The organism is Variovorax sp. RTB1, assembly GCF_035018765.1.
Classification (GTDB): domain Bacteria; phylum Pseudomonadota; class Gammaproteobacteria; order Burkholderiales; family Burkholderiaceae_C; genus Variovorax.
Window position 1 is genome coordinate 1 of the sequence record NZ_JASJXG010000019.1, and the last position, 19,048, is coordinate 19,048.

The 19,048-nt window shown below is 63.1% G+C and carries 25 protein-coding genes; 20 read left to right on the forward strand and 5 right to left on the reverse strand.

Translation table 11 applies throughout. The features are described from left to right. Positions 1–260 precede the first annotated feature (260 nt). The 13 genes from QN397_RS13570 to QN397_RS13630 all read left to right on the forward strand — a co-directional run bounded on the left by QN397_RS13570 (position 261) and on the right by QN397_RS13630 (position 7,944). Positions 261–1,529: a hypothetical protein gene (locus tag QN397_RS13570; RefSeq protein ID WP_323501123.1), complete on the forward strand. Its 1,269-nt coding sequence runs from the start codon at positions 261–263 to the stop codon at positions 1,527–1,529. A gap of 259 nt (positions 1,530–1,788) precedes the next feature. Then, positions 1,789–2,076, forward strand: a complete 288-nt coding sequence (locus tag QN397_RS13575) for a hypothetical protein (RefSeq protein ID WP_323498788.1) — start codon at positions 1,789–1,791, stop codon at positions 2,074–2,076. Between the two features lie 221 nt (positions 2,077–2,297). Continuing rightward, the gene (gene rplC, locus QN397_RS13580; RefSeq protein WP_187054835.1) at positions 2,298–2,975 is read left to right on the forward strand and encodes a 50S ribosomal protein L3; all 678 of its coding nucleotides are present in this window, start codon (positions 2,298–2,300) and stop codon (positions 2,973–2,975) included. Next, positions 2,975–3,595 carry a 50S ribosomal protein L4 gene (rplD, locus tag QN397_RS13585; RefSeq protein WP_187053978.1) on the forward strand — a complete coding sequence of 207 codons (621 nt, stop codon included), beginning with the start codon at positions 2,975–2,977 and terminating at the stop codon, positions 3,593–3,595. The genes rplC and rplD overlap by 1 nt, the downstream gene beginning before the upstream one ends. Beyond that, the gene (rplW, locus tag QN397_RS13590) at positions 3,592–3,930 is read left to right on the forward strand and encodes a 50S ribosomal protein L23 (RefSeq protein WP_187053979.1); all 339 of its coding nucleotides are present in this window, start codon (positions 3,592–3,594) and stop codon (positions 3,928–3,930) included. Before rplD ends, rplW begins: the two co-directional genes overlap by 4 nt. 2 nt (positions 3,931–3,932) lie before the next feature. After that, positions 3,933–4,757 (forward strand): 50S ribosomal protein L2, encoded by an 825-nt coding sequence (gene rplB / locus QN397_RS13595; RefSeq protein WP_187053980.1) that lies wholly within the window; start codon positions 3,933–3,935, stop codon positions 4,755–4,757. Positions 4,758–4,767: 10 nt separating this feature from the next. Then, entirely contained in the window at positions 4,768–5,046 is a 279-nt protein-coding gene (gene rpsS / locus QN397_RS13600) for a 30S ribosomal protein S19 (protein WP_007838132.1), read from the forward strand. Positions 5,047–5,055: 9 nt separating this feature from the next. Further along, positions 5,056–5,388: a 50S ribosomal protein L22 gene (gene rplV, locus QN397_RS13605; protein ID WP_187053981.1), complete on the forward strand. Its 333-nt coding sequence runs from the start codon at positions 5,056–5,058 to the stop codon at positions 5,386–5,388. Between the two features lie 17 nt (positions 5,389–5,405). After that, positions 5,406–6,338 carry a 30S ribosomal protein S3 gene (gene rpsC, locus QN397_RS13610; RefSeq protein WP_323498787.1) on the forward strand — a complete coding sequence of 311 codons (933 nt, stop codon included), beginning with the start codon at positions 5,406–5,408 and terminating at the stop codon, positions 6,336–6,338. A 55-nt stretch (positions 6,339–6,393) separates the two neighbouring features. Then, positions 6,394–6,810, forward strand: a complete 417-nt coding sequence (gene rplP, locus QN397_RS13615) for a 50S ribosomal protein L16 (protein WP_028250943.1) — start codon at positions 6,394–6,396, stop codon at positions 6,808–6,810. 56 nt (positions 6,811–6,866) lie between these two features. Then, entirely contained in the window at positions 6,867–7,076 is a 210-nt protein-coding gene (gene rpmC / locus QN397_RS13620; RefSeq protein WP_187054836.1) for a 50S ribosomal protein L29, read from the forward strand. 9 nt (positions 7,077–7,085) lie between these two features. Continuing rightward, a complete protein-coding gene (gene rpsQ, locus QN397_RS13625) occupies positions 7,086–7,355 on the forward strand; it encodes a 30S ribosomal protein S17 (protein WP_187053983.1) in 270 nt (89 codons plus the stop codon). A gap of 82 nt (positions 7,356–7,437) precedes the next feature. Next, positions 7,438–7,944, forward strand: coding sequence for a peroxiredoxin (locus tag QN397_RS13630; protein ID WP_323501124.1), 507 nt, complete (start codon positions 7,438–7,440; stop codon positions 7,942–7,944). A gap of 75 nt (positions 7,945–8,019) precedes the next feature. On the opposite strand, the gene QN397_RS13635 is transcribed toward QN397_RS13630, so the two are convergent. Both QN397_RS13635 and QN397_RS13640 read right to left on the reverse strand, forming a co-directional pair. After that, positions 8,020–8,604, reverse strand: coding sequence for a GNAT family N-acetyltransferase (locus tag QN397_RS13635; RefSeq protein WP_323501125.1), 585 nt, complete (start codon positions 8,602–8,604; stop codon positions 8,020–8,022). Positions 8,605–8,675: 71 nt separating this feature from the next. Next, positions 8,676–9,173, reverse strand: coding sequence for a TlpA disulfide reductase family protein (locus QN397_RS13640; RefSeq protein ID WP_323501126.1), 498 nt, complete (start codon positions 9,171–9,173; stop codon positions 8,676–8,678). Between the two features lie 146 nt (positions 9,174–9,319). On the opposite strand from QN397_RS13640, the gene QN397_RS13645 reads away from it, so the two are divergent. The 4 genes from QN397_RS13645 to ptsP are packed head-to-tail and all read left to right on the forward strand — an operon-like array spanning position 9,320 to position 12,433. Continuing rightward, positions 9,320–9,907, forward strand: coding sequence for a hypothetical protein (locus QN397_RS13645; protein WP_323501127.1), 588 nt, complete (start codon positions 9,320–9,322; stop codon positions 9,905–9,907). A 25-nt stretch (positions 9,908–9,932) separates the two neighbouring features. Then, positions 9,933–10,388 (forward strand): PTS fructose transporter subunit IIA, encoded by a 456-nt coding sequence (locus QN397_RS13650; RefSeq protein WP_323501128.1) that lies wholly within the window; start codon positions 9,933–9,935, stop codon positions 10,386–10,388. Continuing rightward, on the forward strand, positions 10,357–10,626 hold the full coding sequence (locus QN397_RS13655) for an HPr family phosphocarrier protein (RefSeq protein WP_323501129.1): 270 nt from the start codon (positions 10,357–10,359) through the stop codon (positions 10,624–10,626). The genes QN397_RS13650 and QN397_RS13655 overlap by 32 nt, the downstream gene beginning before the upstream one ends. A 10-nt stretch (positions 10,627–10,636) precedes the next feature. Next, the gene (ptsP, locus tag QN397_RS13660) at positions 10,637–12,433 is read left to right on the forward strand and encodes a phosphoenolpyruvate--protein phosphotransferase (RefSeq protein ID WP_323501130.1); all 1,797 of its coding nucleotides are present in this window, start codon (positions 10,637–10,639) and stop codon (positions 12,431–12,433) included. Here the strand turns inward: ptsP and QN397_RS13665 are convergent. Both QN397_RS13665 and QN397_RS13670 read right to left on the reverse strand, forming a co-directional pair. Then, entirely contained in the window at positions 12,430–14,073 is a 1,644-nt protein-coding gene (locus tag QN397_RS13665; protein WP_323501184.1) for a SulP family inorganic anion transporter, read from the reverse strand. The two genes, ptsP and QN397_RS13665, sit on opposite strands and share 4 nt — an antisense overlap. Continuing rightward, positions 14,073–14,768, reverse strand: coding sequence for a ParB-like protein (locus tag QN397_RS13670; protein WP_416352327.1), 696 nt, complete (start codon positions 14,766–14,768; stop codon positions 14,073–14,075). The genes QN397_RS13665 and QN397_RS13670 overlap by 1 nt, the downstream gene beginning before the upstream one ends. A gap of 137 nt (positions 14,769–14,905) precedes the next feature. Here QN397_RS13670 and QN397_RS13675 point away from each other — a divergent pair, with 137 nt between their 5' ends. From QN397_RS13675 to QN397_RS13685, 3 genes are read left to right on the forward strand one after another with little or no spacing between them, the layout of a single operon-like run. Next, a complete protein-coding gene (locus QN397_RS13675) occupies positions 14,906–15,361 on the forward strand; it encodes a hypothetical protein (RefSeq protein WP_323501131.1) in 456 nt (151 codons plus the stop codon). 52 nt (positions 15,362–15,413) lie between these two features. Continuing rightward, a complete protein-coding gene (locus QN397_RS13680; protein ID WP_323501132.1) occupies positions 15,414–16,097 on the forward strand; it encodes a response regulator transcription factor in 684 nt (227 codons plus the stop codon). Continuing rightward, positions 16,094–17,392, forward strand: coding sequence for an ATP-binding protein (locus tag QN397_RS13685; protein ID WP_323501133.1), 1,299 nt, complete (start codon positions 16,094–16,096; stop codon positions 17,390–17,392). The genes QN397_RS13680 and QN397_RS13685 overlap by 4 nt, the downstream gene beginning before the upstream one ends. A gap of 33 nt (positions 17,393–17,425) precedes the next feature. On the opposite strand, the gene zwf is transcribed toward QN397_RS13685, so the two are convergent. Beyond that, entirely contained in the window at positions 17,426–18,892 is a 1,467-nt protein-coding gene (zwf, locus tag QN397_RS13690) for a glucose-6-phosphate dehydrogenase (RefSeq protein ID WP_323501134.1), read from the reverse strand. Positions 18,893–19,048 lie beyond the last annotated feature (156 nt).

Here is a 19,048-nt window from a genome sequence, read left to right on the forward strand (position 1 = left end):
CCGTTGCACCGACGCCGCAAACCCCTTCGGCTCCGCCCACCCCTCCGCCTGCTACAGCGGCCGTGATGGTCAACGGCCTTGTCACTTTCGACTCCGTGCCCAACACCACCGGATCGCTGGCCTACGCCGCTACGATCCAAAAGCCCGTTCGAGGCGCGACGGTCCAATTGGTGAGCACAACACAGGCCGTATTGGCTACGACCACGACAGACGCTTCGGGCAACTACTCCGCGTCCGTCGCGCAAGGCTCGACGTTCTTCGTGCGCGTGCGCGCGGCCTTGCTGAACACCGGGGCGTCGTCTTGGGATGTCACGGTGCGAGACAACACCCAAGGCGAGGGCGTGTACGCGCTGGAGTCGGGCTTGGTGGTTGCCGCGGGCGCGGCCATGCAAAAAGATGTCAACGCACCATCTGGCTGGAGTGGCAGCTCGTACGGAACGTTGCGCGCGGCGGCTCCGTTTGCGATTTTGGACACGATATATATGACGCAGCAAAAGGTGCTGTCGGTCGCACCATCGACAACATTTCCACCTCTGAAGGTGCTCTGGAGCGTTAACAACCTGCCTGCCTCGGGCAACCCTTCGCTGGGGCAAATCGGCACCACATTCTTTACAGCGTCAACCACCGGTGCGGCTATCTATGTGCTTGGCAAGGCGGACGTCGACACAGACGAGTACGACGCGTCGGTGATTGCACATGAATGGGGTCATTACTATCAGTCGGTTTTCAGCAGAGATGATTCGCCTGGCGGCGAGCATGGGTCGAATGACTTGCTCGACCGGCGAGTCGCCTTCTCTGAAGGCTGGGGCAATGCCTGGTCAGGCATTGCGTTGAATCGCGCGAACTACACCGACTCTGCCGGCCCAGGACAGAGCATCGGTTTGAATGCTAATTTGGCAGTCGGCGCTGTCGTGGCGAAGGGATGGTTCAACGAAGACTCGATCCAGTACGTGCTCTGGACGCTGAATCAGGTTGCGGGTTTCAGGCCCATTCATGCGGCGATGACCGGGCCGCTCAAAGCAAGCGCGGCGGTGACCTCCATTCATTCATTCAACGCAGCACTCAAGACGGCTTCAACTTCGGCAAGTGCCAGCATTGCTTCTCTGCTGACGTCCGAATCCATCGATCCGAACTCCGACGCCTGGGGCTCGACTGAGAGTAACAGCGGCGGTTCTGCCGTAGCCCTCCCGATGTATCGCACGCTGACTTCCGGTGCGGCATTGCCGAGCGTCTGTGTGTCGAACGCGTTGGGTTCGGAGGTCGGCGACAACAAACTCGGTAACTACGCATATGTGCGTCTGAGCGTGCTGGTGGCTAAGGCGTACCAGATCTCCGTGGCGGGTGGCGGACCCGCAACCGATCCCGACTTTCGTGTCTATAACGCGAGCGGCGTCGTCGCGAAGGCCGAAGCCGTCGCACCCGGCTCCGAAAGTGCACGCGTTGCGCTCACACCCGGCGAGTACGTGCTGGCAGTCACTGACTATCAAAACAAGGCGTCGTCGACATGCTTCACGGTTTCGGCCAATTGAGGATCGCGTCATGACAAATCTTTTCAGACTTGACTACCTTGCTGCGCGAGTCTTTGGCGCTTGCGTGGCGGCTTCAGCCTCAATTTCGTGCGCTGCGGCGCTCACGGGGTTGGTCGCAATTCCAGCGCAGCCGATTTCCTCCGCTGGGTATGTCACAGCCATACAGAAGTCGAACAGTTCCAAGGTGGTTGTTCGATACAAGGTCGTTCCGCTTTCAAGCGCAGGACTTTCGGCCACGGTGAGCCTGACTTTCAGTGCAGTGACTGACGCCGCCGCGAACGTGCGCTTTACGTCCGATGCAGGCTTAAAAATGCTCGCGTCGCAAGCATTGGTGCCTTTGCCGATGGGTTCCAGTGAACTCGACATCCAGGTCGTGCCCGAGGCAGACGGGTTGTTCTACCTGAACGTCTTCACAACCCAAAACGGCGCTACCAGCGCAATATCGATCCCCATCGCAGCAGGCAGCGGAAAGCCAAAGCTCGACGCCATGGGTGAAGCCAAGCCGTCAGCGGCCGGCGAAAAAATCATCTCGATACCCGTGCGCTAAGTAGCCGGTCGCGTCGCGTGACATTGCACTAACAGCATCGGCGGGCTATAATCACGGGCTCTGCCGCATTTTTTGCGCGCCGTCTCCGGCATGCATCGTCGTTGCAGAGATTTATCAACCTTCTTTCGTGGGTCGAGTCTGGATTTCCAGATTAGGCCAAACGCTGTCGCCAATTGAAGTGGCAGAGGCGAAAGAGGATTTCCATTTTTGGAGAAAACAAAATGAGTCTAAGTAACTCCCTCGGGTTGCTGGGCCGCAAGGTGGGGATGATGCGTCTCTTCACCGATGACGGGGATGCAGTTCCCGTCACGGTGGTGGATGTGTCCAACAACCGTGTGACCCAGATCAAGTCCGAAGAGACCGACGGATACGTCGCGCTTCAGGTGACTTTCGGTTCCCGCAAGGCATCTCGCGTGACCAAGCCCCTGGCTGGGCATCTGGCTAAGGCCGGTGTCGAAGCGGGTGAAATCATCCAGGAATTCCGTGTAACTGCCGATACGGCCGGTCAGCACAAGGCTGGCGGCGTAATTGCCGCCAGCAGCGTGTTCGCTGTGGGTCAAAAGGTGGATGTGCAGGGCACCTCGATCGGTAAGGGCTTCGCTGGCACCATCAAGCGTCACAACATGAAGTCGCAACGTGCTTCGCACGGCAACAGCCGTTCGCACAACGTTCCGGGCTCCATCGGCATGGCGCAAGATCCGGGTCGTGTTTTTCCAGGCAAGCGCATGACGGGCCACCTCGGCGACGTCACCTGCACGACGCAAAATCTCGATGTCTATCGCATCGACGAAGCGCGCCAGTTGCTTCTTATCAGGGGTGCGATCCCGGGTTCGAAGGGTGGCTTCGTCACCGTTCGTCACGCCATCAAGACCAAGCCGCAAGCCGAAGGAGCGAAGTAATGCAACTCGAACTCCTGAACGAACAAGGCCAGGCCTCCTCGAAATTCGACGCACCTGAGACTGTTTTCGGTCGTGACTACAACGAAGACCTGGTTCACCAGATCGTCGTCGCATTCCAGGCCAATGCCCGCCAAGGCACGCGCGCCCAGAAGGACCGCGAGCAGGTCAAGCATTCGACCAAGAAGCCATTTAAGCAAAAGGGAACGGGCCGCGCCCGCGCCGGTATGACCTCCTCGCCGTTGTGGCGCGGCGGCGGCCGGATCTTCCCGAACATGCCCGACGAAAACTTCTCGCAAAAGATCAATAAGAAGATGTACCGCGCCGGGATGGCGTCCATCTTCTCGCAGCTTGCGCGTGAAGGTCGTCTGGCTGTGATCGATTCGATCACTGTCGATTCGCCCAAGACCCAGCCGCTGGCTGCGCGCTTCAAGGCGATGAACCTTCAGTCGGTGCTGGTGATCGCTGAAGAAGTCGATGAAAACCTGTACCTCGCATCGCGCAACTTGGTCAACGTGCTTGTCGTCGAGCCACGTTACGCCGATCCGGTGTCGTTGGTGCACTACAAGAAGGTGCTCGTCACCAAGGGCGCCGTCGAAAAGCTCAAGGAGATGTTCGCATGAGCCGCATGAATCCTACGCCGGCCTTTCGGGGCCAGTTCGCCGAAGGCCGTCTGATGGCTGTGCTGGTCGCACCGATCGTGTCTGAAAAGGCAACGATGGTCGGCGAGAAGTCAAATGCAGTCACTTTCAAGGTGTTGCAGGACGCCACCAAGCCCGAAATCAAGGCCGCTGTTGAACTCATGTTCAAGGTCGAAGTTCAGGGTGTGTCGGTGCTCAACACCAAGGGTAAGGCCAAGCGCTTCGGTAAGTCGATGGGTCGTCGCGACAACATTCGCAAGGCTTACGTGACACTGAAGGCTGGGCAAGAGCTCAACCTAGTCGGGGAAGGCGCTTAATCATGGCCGTCATCAAGATGAAACCCACTTCGCCGGGCCAACGCGGCGCGGTGAAGATTTCGCGGGATCACCTGTTCAAGGGTGCCCCCCACGCTGCGCTGCTGGAGCCGCAATTCCAGAAGGCCGGCCGGAACAACAACGGTCACATCACCACCCGTCACAAGGGTGGTGGCCACAAGCATCACTACCGTGTGGTGGACTTCGTGCGCAACAAGGACGGCATCCCGGCCAAGGTCGAACGCATCGAGTACGACCCGAACCGCACAGCCCACATCGCGTTGGTGTGCTACGCCGATGGCGAGCGCCGTTACATCATCGCCCCGCGCGGTCTTGAAGCCGGTGCAACCTTGCTGAGCGGTGCCGAAGCGCCGATCCGCGCTGGTAACACGCTGCCGATTCGTAACATCCCGGTCGGATCGACAATCCACTGCATCGAATTGCAGCCAGGCAAGGGTGCGCAAATCGCGCGTTCGGCTGGTACGTCGGCAACGCTGCTGGCACGTGAAGGTGTCTACGCCCAGGTGCGCATGCGCTCCGGCGAAGTCCGCCGCGTGCACGTCGAATGCCGCGCAACCATCGGTGAAGTCGCCAACGAAGAACACAGCCTGCGCCGTCTCGGCAAGGCCGGTGCGAAGCGTCACATGGGTATCCGTCCGACCGTTCGCGGTGTGGTCATGAACCCGGTCGACCATCCGCACGGTGGTGGCGAAGGTAAGACCGGCGAAGGCCGCCATCCAGTCGACCCATGGGGCAATCTGACCAAGGGCTATCGCACCCGTAACAACAAGCGCACGCAAGTCTTCATCGTGTCGCGTCGCAAGAAGTAAGGGTTAGCAAATGACTCGCTCACTCAAAAAAGGTCCGTTCGTTGACCATCACCTGGTGGCCAAGGCCGACAAGGCGGTGACGACCAAGGACAAAAAGCCGATCAAGACCTGGTCACGTCGCTCGATGGTTCTGCCCGAGTTCATCGGTCTGACCATTGCCGTGCACAACGGCAAGCAGCACGTACCCGTGTACATCACTGACCAGATGGTCGGTCACAAGCTTGGCGAATTTGCGCTTACCCGCACGTTCAAGGGGCACCCCGCGGACAAAAAAGTCCAGAAGAAATAAGGAACGACCATGTCTGAAACACGTGCAGTCCTCCGCGGCGTCCGCCTCTCGGTCGACAAGGGCCGTCTGGTCGCTGACCTGATCCGCGGCAAGAAGGTTGATCAAGCGCTCAACGTTCTGCAATTCACGCAGAAAAAGGCCGCTGTGATCATCAAAAAAGTGCTCGAGTCGGCGATTGCCAACGCCGAGCACAACGACGGTGCCGACATCGACGAGTTGCGAATCACGACCATCTACGTTGAACAGGGCGCCACGCTCAAGCGCTTCACGGCGCGGGCCAAGGGTCGCGGTAACCGCATCAGCAAGCCCACGTGCCATGTGTACGTGACGGTTGGCAATTAAGAAGGCCTGGAAGAACTATGGGACAGAAGATTCACCCCACCGGTTTCCGCCTTGCGGTCACCCGGAACTGGTCCAGCCGCTGGTACGCCAGCAACAAAGATTTCGCCGGCATGCTGGCCGAAGACATCAAGGTGCGCGAGTACCTGAAGAAGAAGCTCAAGAACGCATCCGTCTCGCGCGTGATGATCGAGCGTCCCGCCAAGAATGCACGCATCACCATCTACTCGGCTCGTCCGGGCGTGGTGATCGGCAAGAAAGGCGAAGACATCGAGAACTTGAAGCGCGAGCTAAGCCGTCAACTCGGCGTGCCAGTGGCAGTGAACATCGAAGAAGTGCGCAAGCCTGAAATCGATGCTAAGCTGATCGCCGACAGCATCACGCAACAGCTGGAAAAGCGGATCATGTTCCGCCGCGCCATGAAGCGTGCAATGCAAAACGCGATGCGTCTCGGTGCCCAGGGCATCAAGATCATGTCGTCGGGACGCCTCAACGGCATCGAAATCGCACGTTGCGAGTGGTACCGCGAAGGCCGCGTGCCGCTTCATACCTTGCGCGCCGACATCGACTACGGCACCTCGGAAGCCAAGACTACGTACGGCGTCATTGGCGTCAAGGTCTGGGTTTACAAGGGCGACACGCTGGGTCGCAACGACCTGCCGGCCGTTGAGACTCCGCGCCCGGACGACGAACGTCGTCCGCGTGGTCCGCGGCGCGATGGCCGCCCGGGTGGTGATCGTCCAGGTTCGGATCGTCGTGGCCCGAGCTCTGGCCCACGCGCCGGTGCCCGCGGCCCGATCGGTGGTAACACCGCACCGGCCGATGGCAGCGACAAGCCCGCAGAAGCGACCGGTGGTGCTCCTGCAGCACCGGGTGCAGACTCGAAACCCGCCGTTAAGCGCGTCCGCAAAGCCGCGCCAGCTGCAGCAGCTGACGGTGCCAAGACCGAGTAATCGGTCTTTCCTGGACGCGAATGCGTCTGGGGCAGTCCCCACGGAGTAAGAAAACATGCTGCAACCTGCACGCAGAAAGTTCCGCAAGGAACAAAAGGGCCGCAACACCGGCATCGCGACACGCGGCAACGCTGTCTCGTTCGGTGATTTCGGTCTGAAGTCGATCGACCGCGGCCGCCTGACGGCCCGCCAGATCGAAGCCGCCCGTCGCGCTATTTCACGTCATGTGAAGCGCGGCGGCCGTATCTGGATTCGTGTGTTCCCTGACAAGCCGATCTCCCACAAGCCCGCAGAAGTGCGGATGGGTAACGGTAAGGGCAACCCCGAGTACTACGTCGCTGAAATTCAGCCCGGCAAGGTGATCTACGAGATCGTCGGTGTTCCCGAAGAACTCGCACGTGAAGCGTTCCGCCTGGCCGCCGCCAAGCTGCCGCTGCGCACGACCTTCGTCGCTCGCCAACTCGGCGCCTGAGGAGAACACTGATGGCAACACGTAAAAAGAAAGACGCCGCGGCCAAGCCGGTCAAGGTGTCGAAGGCCGCTACGCTGCGCGACAAGGATGTCGCCGGCCTGAAGACCGAAGTCAAGGATTTGCAAAAGGCCCATTTCGGTCTGCGCATGCAAAAAGCCACACAGCAGCTGACGAACTTGTCGACGCTGCGCGTAACACGTCGCGATATTGCGCGTGCCAAAACCATCCTTGCGCAAAAGCAGCAAGAAACATCAGCCGCGAAGTAAGGAGTGAACATGACGGAAGTTAAAAAATCCCTCAAGCGCACCTTGATCGGCAAGGTGGTCAGCGACAAGCGTGAGAAGACAGTGACGGTGCTGGTCGAGCGCCGCGTGAAGCACGAGCTCTACGGCAAGATCGTTGCCAAGACCAGCAAGTACCACGCACACGACGAAACGGGCCAGTACAAGCTGGGCGATACCATCGAAATCACCGAAAGCCGGCCGATTTCGAAGACCAAGAACTGGGTCGTTACCCGCTTGGTCGAGAAGGCCGCGGCAATCTGACCCCGACTTCGATGGCACGCGCTACGGCGCAATCAGAAACGGCCCACAATGTGGGCCGTTTTCATTTTCTGGAGTAGCTTGCATGATCAAAGTCGGTGACACCCTTCCCGCGACCACCCTGATGGAATTCTCCGAAGTGGAGGGCGAGGGTTGCAGCATTGGACCGAATCCGGTCGAGGTTGCCAAGGCCACCGCTGGCAAGACCATTGCGCTGTTCGCGCTGCCGGGTGCCTTCACCCCAACCTGCTCGGCAAAGCACGTGCCGGGCTACGTCGCACATGCCGCCGACTTCAAGGCCGCCGGTGTCGATGAGATCTGGTGCGTGAGCGTCAACGACGCATTCGTGATGGGTGCGTGGGCGCGTGACCAGAACACGGGGACGAAGGTGCGTATGCTGGCAGACGGAAGTGGTGACTTTGCCAAGGCCACAGGACTGACGCTCGACCTCACAGGCCGTGGCATGGGCGTGCGCAGCAATCGCTATTCGGCGCTCATCAAAGACGGGAAAGTCGCAACGCTCAACGTCGAAGCGCCCGGCAAGTTCGAGGTGAGTGATGCCGGCACGCTGTTGGCGCAAGCCCGCGGCTGACCCAAAATCAAGCCGAGCCGCCACTTTCGCTGCCATGGCAGCCGGCTCGACATCCGATCCAAACCTCAAATTCGATCAATAAAGATCGGCTTTGAGGTAGTGAGCCCCCGAAATCGGATTGTGATGATAGGGCGGCACCTCGACAAATCCGAGCTCTTCGTAGAGCGCGCGCGCTGACTCCATGTCGTCTAGCGTGTCGAGCAGCACGCATCCGTAGCCTGCACTGCGTGCGGCGTCGAGCATCGCTTCGGCCAACTGTCGGCCTAGCCCCAGTCCGCGAAAGCCTGGCCGTACGAACAATCGTTTCATCTCCGCCGCGTTGGCGTAATCGGTCGAATCAAGCGGCCGCAGAGCGCAGCACCCCGCCACATGCGCGCGCATGCCATTTGCACGCTGCAGAGTCGGCGTTTGCGGCCTCGGGTGTGATGGGTTGACGTCGACCAGAGCCAGCAACAACGCACCCCGGGGCTCCGCATAGTCCCCCGGAAGCGCGACCAGCTCTTCATCAAAATTCTGGAAGCGAAGATCGATACCGAGTGCCGCTGCATATTCGCGAAACAGGGACCGTGCAGCATCGAATTCCAGCGCCTCGTCGGGCGTGACCAGCACCACCGATGGCGTGTCGGTCAGCGGCAACGGGCGAGATACCGAAAAGCTCATGCGCTGAGCCGGAGGGGCGCGGTCATCGGGCGAAAAAATATGTCGGTTGGCAAGACTGACAGATTAGCAACTCAAGCGTCGGCAAGCAACTTCTCGATCAGCTTATGCAGCGCTGCGAAGTCAGGCTCGCCGACGTAGCGCTTGACGACCTCACCACGTTTGTTCACGACGAAAGTCGTCGGCGTGAGCGCGATGTCGCCCCATGCTCTGGCGACAGCGCCGGTGTTGTCGATGGCCACCTTGAACGGCAACTTACGCGTCTCGGCATAGTTCACGACATAGGCCGGCGGGTCGTAGCTCATGGCCACCGCCACGGTGTCATATCCCTGCGCCTTGTATTTCTCGTAGGTCGCGATCACCTTTGGCATTTCGGCGACGCACGTCACGCAGCTCGTCGCCCAAAAATTGACCAGAGTGACCTTGCCTTTGAAATCAGCCGCGCTTTGCTTGCTGCCGTCGAGCAGAACAAACGTAGATGCAGGCGCTGCTTCGGTCCCAGTGTTCAGGTAAGCACCCGCGCCGACGGCCAATGCAATAGCCACCGCGGCGGCATAGACGACTTTTTTCATGGGCAACCCGAGGAAGAAGGACGGTGAGATTTTAGTTCCGAGACGCGAAAACCTGCTCACGATGCCCGCGCAGCCGGGTCGCCAGAAGCTCCCGCGGTACATCGACGGCGGCCGTCTGTTCGATTTGGCGCGATAAGCTCGGTTCAATGACTATGTATGTTGTTGGTTCGGCTCGGCGATGGTTCCCCGGCCTGCTGTTTTTGTTGCTCCTGCCCGGCTGCAGCCCTGTTTTCAACTGGCGCGACGTGACCGTGACCGACAACCTCCTCGCGCTCCTCCCGTGCAAGCCCGACCGTGCGACGCGAAACCTCGAAGTCCCGGGCATCGAACGCATTTCGATCAGCATGACCGGCTGCCCGGCGGGCGATGCAACTTTTGCCATTGCGCAAGCCGAAGCCGGTAGCGCCGAGCAGGCGGCAATGTGGCTCGCCGCATGGAAGGCCTCGACGCGCGCACAGTGGCCGGATGCGCAGCTCACGGAAACAGTCGCCACGGTCGCTGGCGCCGACGAGGCATCGGCATCCCGCTTCACCATCACACGGGCGGCGGAAGAAGCCGCCCGAAAGGCTTCAGTGCAATCCGGAAGTGCCGAAATCGTCTGGTTCACAAATGCGGTCGATGGCACTCATGTGACGGTCTATCAAGCCATAGTTCTCGGTAAGCCATCGGCCGTCGATGCGACTTCCACGTTCTTCGAGGGCGTGCGCCTCTCGGCACGTCGCAGCCCCGCATAATTGTCGACCTGCTTCGCCTCCATCCATGAACAGTATTTTCATCATCGCCCACTCCCCGCTCGCACAGGCGCTGCGGCAGTGCGCGCTGCATGTGTTTCCCGATTGCGAGAACGTCATCGTTGCACTCGACGTGTTGCCCAACGTATCACCGGAAGAAACACTTGCCGCTGGGCGCATCACACTGGCCCAGATGTTGAATCCGCCGCGCTCGCAGGTGCTCGTGCTGGCAGATGTGTTCGGCGCGACGCCGTGCAACGTGGCCCAAAAGCTTGTCGACGGCGTGCGAGCGCGGCTCGTGGCCGGCGTCAATTTGCCGATGTTGTTGCGCGCCGTTACCTACCGGCACGAAACGCTCGATGCGCTGGTTCAGCGCGCAATCACAGGCGGCACCGCCGGCGTCATGCAAGTCGCTGTGTCGGCCCCCCAAAACCAGGCGAGAAGAAAACCAAGTGATCAAGACATCCGTGACCATCAGCAATAAGCTGGGCTTGCACGCACGCGCGTCGGCCAAGCTCACCAAGCTCGCCGGCAGCTATCCGTGCGAGGTTTGGCTCGCGCGTGGCGACCGCCGCGTCAATGCCAAAAGCATCATGGGCGTGATGATGCTGGCGGCCGGAATCGGCGTGTCGATTGATCTCGAAACCGACGGTGAGCGCGAGCAGGAGGCCATGGATGCTCTGGTGGCGTTGATGAACGACAAGTTCGGCGAAGGCGAGTGAGACCCTTGCCATGACATTCGCGGTTCACGGTCTGCCGGTTGCCCGTGGCATCGCCATCGGGCGCGCGGTGCTGGTGGTGTCGAGCCGCATCGACGTGGCCCACTACTTCATCAAGCCGGCTGAGATCGAGGCCGAGATCGAGCGGGTGCGCACGGCGCGCAACGCGGTGTCCGAAGAGCTCACCAAGCTGCAGGCCAGCGTCGCGCTGATGGGCCCTAACGACGCGCCGCACGAACTGGTGGCGTTGCTCGAAGTGCACCAAATGCTGTTGCAGGACGAGGCCCTCACCAACGGCGTCAAGCACTGGATCACCGAGCGGCTCTATAACGCCGAATGGGCACTGACCACGCAGCTCGAAGTCATTGCGCGGCAGTTCGACGAGATGGAGGACGAGTACCTGCGAGAGCGCAAGGCAGACCTCGAGCAGGTGGTCGAACGCATGCTGCATCGCATGAAGGGAACCGCCGCGGTGCTCGCACCGACACCGCCGCGCCGCAAGCGCCCTGCCGAAGCCGAAGACGACGATCTCACCGTCAACGACACCATCGATGTGCCACTGGTGCTCATCGCGCACGACCTGTCGCCGGCCGACATGCTGCAGTTCAAGAAGAGCGTGTTCGCGGGCTTCGTCACCGATGTCGGCGGCCGCACTTCGCACACAGCGATCGTGGCGCGCAGCATGGACATTCCGGCGGTCGTCGGCGCACGCACCGCCAGCCAACTGGTGCGGCAGGACGACTGGGTCATCATCGATGGCGATGCGGGTGTGGTCATCGTCGACCCGTCGCCGATCATCCTGGCCGAGTACGGTTTCAAGCAGCGTCAGGGTGACCTGGAGCGCGGCCGGCTGGCACGGCTGCGGCACAAGCCGGCGGTCACGCTCGACGGCCAGCGTGTCGATCTGCTCGCCAACATCGAGATGCCCGAAGACACGGCCGGCGCGGTCAAGGCCGGCGCCGTCGGCGTCGGGCTGTTTCGCAGCGAATTCCTCTTCATGGGCCGGGAGTCGCAACGCCAGACGCGACTGCCCAACGAAGAAGAGCAATACCAGGCCTACAAACGTGCAGTCGAGGGCATGCAGGGCATGCCGGTGACGATCCGCACCATCGACATCGGCGCCGACAAGCCGCTCGACAGCAAGGCCAGCAAGCAGGAGCACTTGAATCCGGCGCTCGGCCTGCGCGCGATCCGCTGGAGCCTGGCCGACCCCGCCATGTTCCTGACCCAACTGCGCGCCATCCTGCGGGCGGCGGCGCATGGCGCAATCCACCTGTTGATTCCGATGCTGGCGCACGCGAGCGAGATTCGCCAGACCTTGTCGTTGATCGATTTCGCGCGGGCCGAACTCGACAACAAGGGCATGGTGTACGGCGCGGTGAAGCTCGGCGCGATGATCGAAATCCCGGCAGCAGCGCTCACGTTGAAGCTGTTCCTGAAGCACTTCGACTTCCTATCGATCGGCACCAACGACCTGATCCAGTACACGCTCGCCATCGACCGCGCCGACGAGGCCGTAGCCCATCTGTACGACCCCGCGCACCCGGCCGTGCTCAAGCTCGTCGCAGACACCATCGCGGAATGCCGCCGCCAGGGCAAGGGCGTCAGCGTGTGCGGCGAAATGGCCGGCGACGTCACGTTCACCCGGCTGCTGATCGGCCTCGGTCTGCGCAGCTTCTCGATGCATCCATCGCAGATTCTCGCCGTCAAGCAGGAGGTGTTGCGCGCCGACGCCGGCAAGCTCGAGCCGTGGGCGCAGCGCGTGCTGGAGGCCGACGACCCCGCCCTGGCGATGACGTTGCCGATCTAGAACCTGTCGGATTTCTTCGGCGGCAGCAGCGGAAGCTGCATCGCGTCGTCCACGCTCCACGGCGCATAGGCTGCCGCAGGCAAATCGGCCGACCTCACTTGTCCCAGCAAGTCCCGCACCGTGTCCTTGACCCGCGCCAATACCAGCTGAGAACCACGCTGCCGCGTCCATTGCGCGAAGTCGCAAAGTGCCTCGATGCTGGTGGCATCGAGATCGGGCGACTCTTCCAGGCTGAGCACCATGCGTTGGAGCATCGGCGTGGCTTCCACGCGCGTGCGAAGAGTGGCGAACACGCCGTCGGCGTTGCCGAAAAACAGCGGCACCTCGGGTCGGGCGATGAGCACGCCGGGCGGCACCACGGCCTCGGGGTGGCGCGCCGTATCGACATAGTCGTGCCCGCCGTCCAGCCGGCCGAGCCAGCTGACGCCGGCGCGCGACATGCCGCGCAAGAGCATCAGCAGACTGAGCCCGATCGCGGCCAGCAGGCCGTCCAGCACGCCCAGCAGCAGCACCGCGGCCACCGCCACCAGCGCGATCAACCGGTCGCGTCGCCAGACGAACAGGGGTCGCAGCGCCGCCGGGTTGAGCGAGTGACTGACAGCATTGATCACGATCGCAGCCAGCAGAGGTTCGGGCGTGTGGGCAATCCATGGCAGCAGGGTCAGGACCGCGATCAGCACCACGGCGCCGGCCACCAGCCCGGCGGCCCGGCTCTGTGCGCCGGCCGCTTCGTTGGCCGAGGTGGCCGAGTAGCCCGCGCCTACAGGCATGCCGTGAAACAGCGCGGAAGCGATGTTGGCGAGGCCGAGCGCGAACAGATCTCGATTGGCCGAGACGTTGTCGCCGTGACGCAGCGCGAACGTGCGAATCGACCCGTACGATTCGGCATAGAGGATCAAGGCCATCGCGAAGGCCAGCTCGCCCAGCCGCAGCCAGTCGGCGCGCGCGAGCTGCGGCATCCCGGGGCTGGAAAAGTCCAGCGTGAACGTCCCGACCGGTGCCACGTTCCAAGCCTTGCAATAGCCGCCGACATCGAGCGCAATGCCGATGGCGATCACCAGCAGTGCCGCGGGTACCGCACGCCAGCGCCCCAGCCCGCGTAGCAGCACCAGCGCGACCAGCGCCATGGCGCCACCTGCCCAGTTCCAGTGCGACCAGCCCGCCAGAAGCTCCCAGCCGAAGCGCAGAAAGTCGGTGTGCATCGGATGCGCGCCGAGCACCTTGGGCATCTGCTTGACCACGATGGTGATCGCCAGCCCCAGGGCAAAGCCACGCAGAACCGGCTTGGCGATCAGGCTGGACACCGCCCCCAGCCGCGCCAGCCCCGCGATGATGAAGAACACGCCTGTCAGCAGCACGATGCCGGCGCCCAGCGCCACGCGCAGCGCCGCATCCGTGCCGGCGAGCGATCCGGTCGCGGCCAGCAGCACCGCCGCCGACGAGGAGGTTGCCGAAACGATGGCAAAACGGCTGTTGCCGAGGAGCCCATACACCAGCAGGCCCGCGAACAGCGCGAGGACGCCGCTCTGGGGCGGCAGCCCCGCGATGCTGGAATAGGCCACGGCCTCGGGCAGCAGCAGACCTGCGATCGAAAGCCCTGCCACCAGGTCGGCGACAGCCGGCAGGCCGCGCCGGGCGATCACTCCGCCGACACCGGGGCAGTGCCACCCAGACCGCTGCTGACCGCCGACAAGCTCGCGCTGACGCCGGTCCAGCCTGGCAGGTAGCGCGCGCCCGGGCCCCGCGCCAGCGCGACCGCCTGCTGCAGTGCCTCGACCGGCAGCGCCTGGGTACGGGACTTTTCCAGCGCCCGGCGGGGAATCAGTGGCCGAAAGAAGTCAGCCCAGAGAAATTCGGCAAACGGCGCCGCGTCCTTGGCATAGCCGCCGGCGGACCGAACGAAGCCCGCAAGGCTGCGATAGGGGTCGTCATGCAGCTTCGAGATCTGAGACGGAATGGCCTCGTAGTCCTGTCGCTTGCCTTTTTCGTCGTACGGATGCGCCCAGCGGTGGAATTCCATGAGACGCCAAAAAGCCTCGCCACGGATGGCCGACAGGTCGTCCAGTTGCATGACCCACACGGTGCCGACATCTTCCTGGTGCAGCGCCATGCCCAGATGGTGGTGGTCGACGATGTAGTAGCGCCCTTCGGGACCCTTCACCGCTGGGAACCAGTGCGCGTCGAGCGTGTGCTTGCGCGCCTTCCGCTTGAGGCCGGCCCACTGCTCCCGCTTGACGGCGACCTCCGCAGCGCCGACGGTAATCTGGGTGGGGTGAAGGTCGGCAAGCGCGACGGCGAGGAGGTGTTGTTGGTGTGTGGACATGTCGATGGTCATGGTGCCGCAGCTTTGCTGAGCAGCGCCTGAGGCATCGGTCGACATAAAACGAAACACGCCGATACCGCCGCGAAAGGACTTCGGGGCGCGCCAAAAGCACCATCGGACTTCCCCTTTTTCCCACACAAGGAAGTCTCATGAAACCCTGGATCAAACGTTCACTCTTCGGCTTGGCCGGTGCCGCCATCGTGGCGGGAAGTCTCGGCGGCTGTGCCGCGCATCGCTGGGGCGGTGGCGACCCTGCGGAGTTCCGCGCCAAGATGGTCGAGCGCATCGGCGGCAAGCTCGACCTCGATACCGTGCAAAAGCAGAAGCTCGCCACGCTCGCCGACAAGCTGGGCGCACAACGCGCCGCCATGCGCGACGCGGGCGGTGCCGGTGGCATGCGTACCCAGTTCCAGTCGCTCTTCGCGGGCAACAAGCTCGACCAGTCCGCTGCATCAAAGATGGTCGACGAAAAGACGGCGGCGGTACGCACTGGCAGCCCGGACATCATCTTGGCCGCTGCCGATTTCTTCGACAACCTGAACCCCGCCCAGCAAGCCAAGGTGCGTGAGTTCATGCAACGCGGCGGCCGCCGCTGGAGAAGTTGAGACCTGCGCCCCGGCTTCGCTTGGCGCCGGGGCACTCATCCACAATCCGACCATGCCGCGCATCCTTCTGATCGACGACGACGAGCACCTGGGCGCGCCGCTCGCGAGTTACTTCGCGCGCTTCGACTTCACGCTCGACAGCGCCACGCGGCCGAGCGAAGGCCTAGCCAAGCTGCGCGCGACGCACTACGCCGCCGCCATCCTCGATGTCATGCTGCCCGAGATGGACGGCTTCGCGCTGTGTCGCGAAATCCGCAAGGAAAGCGACATCCCGATCGTCATGCTGACGGCGCGCGGCGAGGTGATGGACCGCGTGGTCGGACTCGAGCTCGGCGCCGACGACTACGTGCCCAAACCGTTCGAGCCGCGTGAGCTGGTCGCGCGCGTGCAAACCATCCTGCGGCGTCAACGCGCAGCAGCGCCCATGCCGACAACGCATGTACCGCGCCTCGTCTTTGAAGGCCTCGCCATCGATCTCGACAAGCGCGAAGTGCTGCGACAAGGCCACGCCGTCGAACTGACGGGCACCGAATTCGATCTGCTCGCGTTGCTGGCTTCCGAGCCCGGCAAGGTCTTCAGCCGCGACGACATCCTCAACAGGCTGCGAGGCCACGAGGCCGAGCTCTTCACGCGCGCGGTCGACATCGTGGTGAGTCGCCTGCGCAAGAAGCTGGAGCCGCTCGACTGCATCAAGACCCTGCGCAATGCCGGCTACGCGCTGGCCGTCGGGCGATGAATCGCACGAGGCATATCGAGCGCCGACGCTGGCGACATCGCTGGCGCCATTCGTTGCGTGCCCGTCTGCTCACCGTCTTTTTGTTGCTCGCCTTCGCGATGACGGCCGTCTTCATCGTCGGCATGCAGAGCACCTTCGCCAGCGGCTGGCGCGAAGCCGGCGTGCCCCTGGTGTCCGACTACGCGAACCGGCTGGCGGCCGAGATCGGCTCGCCGCCCGATGTGTCGCGCGCCGAGGCATTGGCCGCACGGCTGCCGCTCGCGATCCGCATTCAGGGGCCGACGGTCAACTGGGAATCGCATCCCGATCGCACCGAGCGCCGCGGCTTCGATTCACGCGCCGGCGAGATGCTCGGCCGCACCACCGCCGACGGTCACCGCATCAGCTTCGGCATAGGCACCTTGCCGTGGCAACGCGGGCCGCATCGTTTCGGTTGGGTCACGCTGGCCCTGCTGCTGGCGCTGATCGTCTTTGCCTACGCCTACGTGCGCCGACTGCTGCGCCCGCTCGACGACATCCGTGCCGGCGCCGAACGCTTCGGTGCCGGCGACTTCGACAAGCCGATTCCGCTGCGTCGCAAGGACGAGCTGGGCGAGCTGGCGCGGCGCATCAACACGATGGCGCACGATATCCGCGGCATGCTCGATGCCAAGCGTGCGCTGCTGCTGGCGCTGAGCCACGAGCTGCGCTCGCCGTTGACCCGTGCGCGGCTGAACGCCGAGTTGCTGCCGGCGACGATCGAAGGGCTGCCCGAGCGCGATGCGCTGCTGCGCGACCTGAACGAGATGCGTGACCTCATCAGCGATCTGCTCGAAAGCGAACGGCTCGCAAGTCCTCATGCCGCATTGCAACGCGAGCCGGTCGACCTTGCGGCGCTGGTGCGCGAAACCGTGGCAGAGATGCCGCACGCCGCCGCGGTCGAACTCGACCTGGCGACGGACCTCGCGCCATGCCAGCTCGACCGCACCCGCGTCCGCTTGCTGCTGCGCAACCTGCTCGACAACGCGCTGCGCCACGGCGCTGACGCTGCAGAGCCTCCGCGCGTGTCGTTGCAGTCATCCGGCGAAGGTGGCGGGGTCGCGTTGCAGGTGCGCGACTTCGGCCCCGGTGTGGACGATGCGCAACTGGCGCATCTGACGGAACCGTTCTATCGCACTGACAGCGCTCGGCAGCGAACGACTGGCGGCGTCGGGCTCGGCATGTACTTGTGCCGGCTCGTGGCTGAAGCGCATGGCGGCAGCCTGAGCGTGCGCAACGCTTCGCCGGGCTTGCAAGTCGACGTGCTGCTCGATTGATCGATTGCCATCAGCGGCAGCGCGTGCGCACGCTCAGCTGCCGACCTTGTTCGGGTCGCGCCAGGCCCGCTCGAAAGGCAGCCGCCACGCGTGCGGCGCGATCAACTGGTGCACCGCCTTCGGTCCCCACGATCCCTGCGCATACAAGCGTACCGGCGGCGGTGATTCCAGCAGGCCGGTCGACACCTGCCAGAGTCGCTCGATGCCTTCGGCCGTGGTGAACAGCGTGCGGTCGCCGCGCATGGCGTCGAGGATCAGCCGCTCATAGGCTTCGAGCACGTCACCGGCCAGGCCGGTGTCGTGCATGGCGAACTGCAGGCTCAGTTTGTCGAGCCGCATGCCGGGGCCGGGGCGCTTGCCGTAGAACGACAGCGACATCTTCGAGGCGTCGGCCAGGTCGAAGGTCAGGTGATCGGGCCCTTGTGCCCCGACGCCCGAGCCGGGCGGAAACATGCTCTTGGGCGGCTCGCGAAAGGCGATGGAGATGATGCGCTGCCCTTCGGCCAACCGCTTTCCTGTGCGCAGATAAAAAGGCACGCCGGCCCATCGCCAGTTGTCGATGTGGCACTTGAGCGCGATGAAGGTTTCGGTGTCCGAGTCCGGATCGACGCCCTCTTCGGCGCGATAGCCAGCGTACTGTCCGCGCACCACGTCCGCCGGGACGATCGGCAGCATGCTGCGAAACACCTTGTTCTTTTCCTCGCCGATGGGTGCTGGTTCCAGCGCGGTCGGAGGCTCCATCGCCATGAAGGCCAGGATCTGGAACAGGTGCGTGACCACCATGTCGCGGTAGGCGCCGGTCTGCTCGTAGAAGCCGGCGCGCTTGCCGAGGCCCAGCGTCTCGGGCACGTCGATCTGTACGTGGTCGATGAAATTTCGGTTCCAGATCGGCTCGAACAGGCCGTTGGCGAAGCGGAAGGCCAGGATGTTCTGCGCCGGCTCCTTGCCCAGAAAGTGATCGATGCGAAAGATCTGCTCTTCCGCGAAGACTTCGTGCAGCTTGGAGTTCAGTGTGACGGCGCTCGCAAGGTTGGTGCCGAAGGGTTTTTCCATCACGATCCGGGCGCGCTCGACCAGGCCGGCCTCGCCGAGCGTGCGCACCACCGTCAGCGCCGCGCTGGGTGGCACGCTCAGGTAGTGCAACCTTCGGCATTCCGCACCGCCGAAAGAAGCCTCGGCCTTCTCGACCGCCGCCTTCAGCGCGGGCGCGCCGGCCGACAGCGGCACGTAGTCGAGCGTGGCTGAGAAGGCGTCCCACTCGGCGGTCGTGAACTTGCGGCTGCCGAACTCGTCGAGCGCCGATCGCGCGCTGGCCCGGAAGGCCTCGATGTCCATCTCGTCCAGCGAGCAGCCGATGATCCGGCACGACGGAATGAAGCCCGAGGTGCAGAGATGAAAGAGGCCGGGCAGCAACTTGCGTCGCGCCAGGTCGCCGGTGGCGCCGACCAGTACCACCACCTGTGGAAAGCGCGGGCCGACGCCCGGTGGGATCTTCGCCATGCGGTCACCTCTTACTGTTGTAGTCCCGAGGAGCAAGCGAATTCAGTGCCAACCGCGTTGTGGAGCGTTTGCGTTGACGGCTTTGTCGCCTGCGCTACCGGCGCGGCCCCGACGCGCGACTAGCATTCCGGCTCATCACAACGAAGGAGACAACAC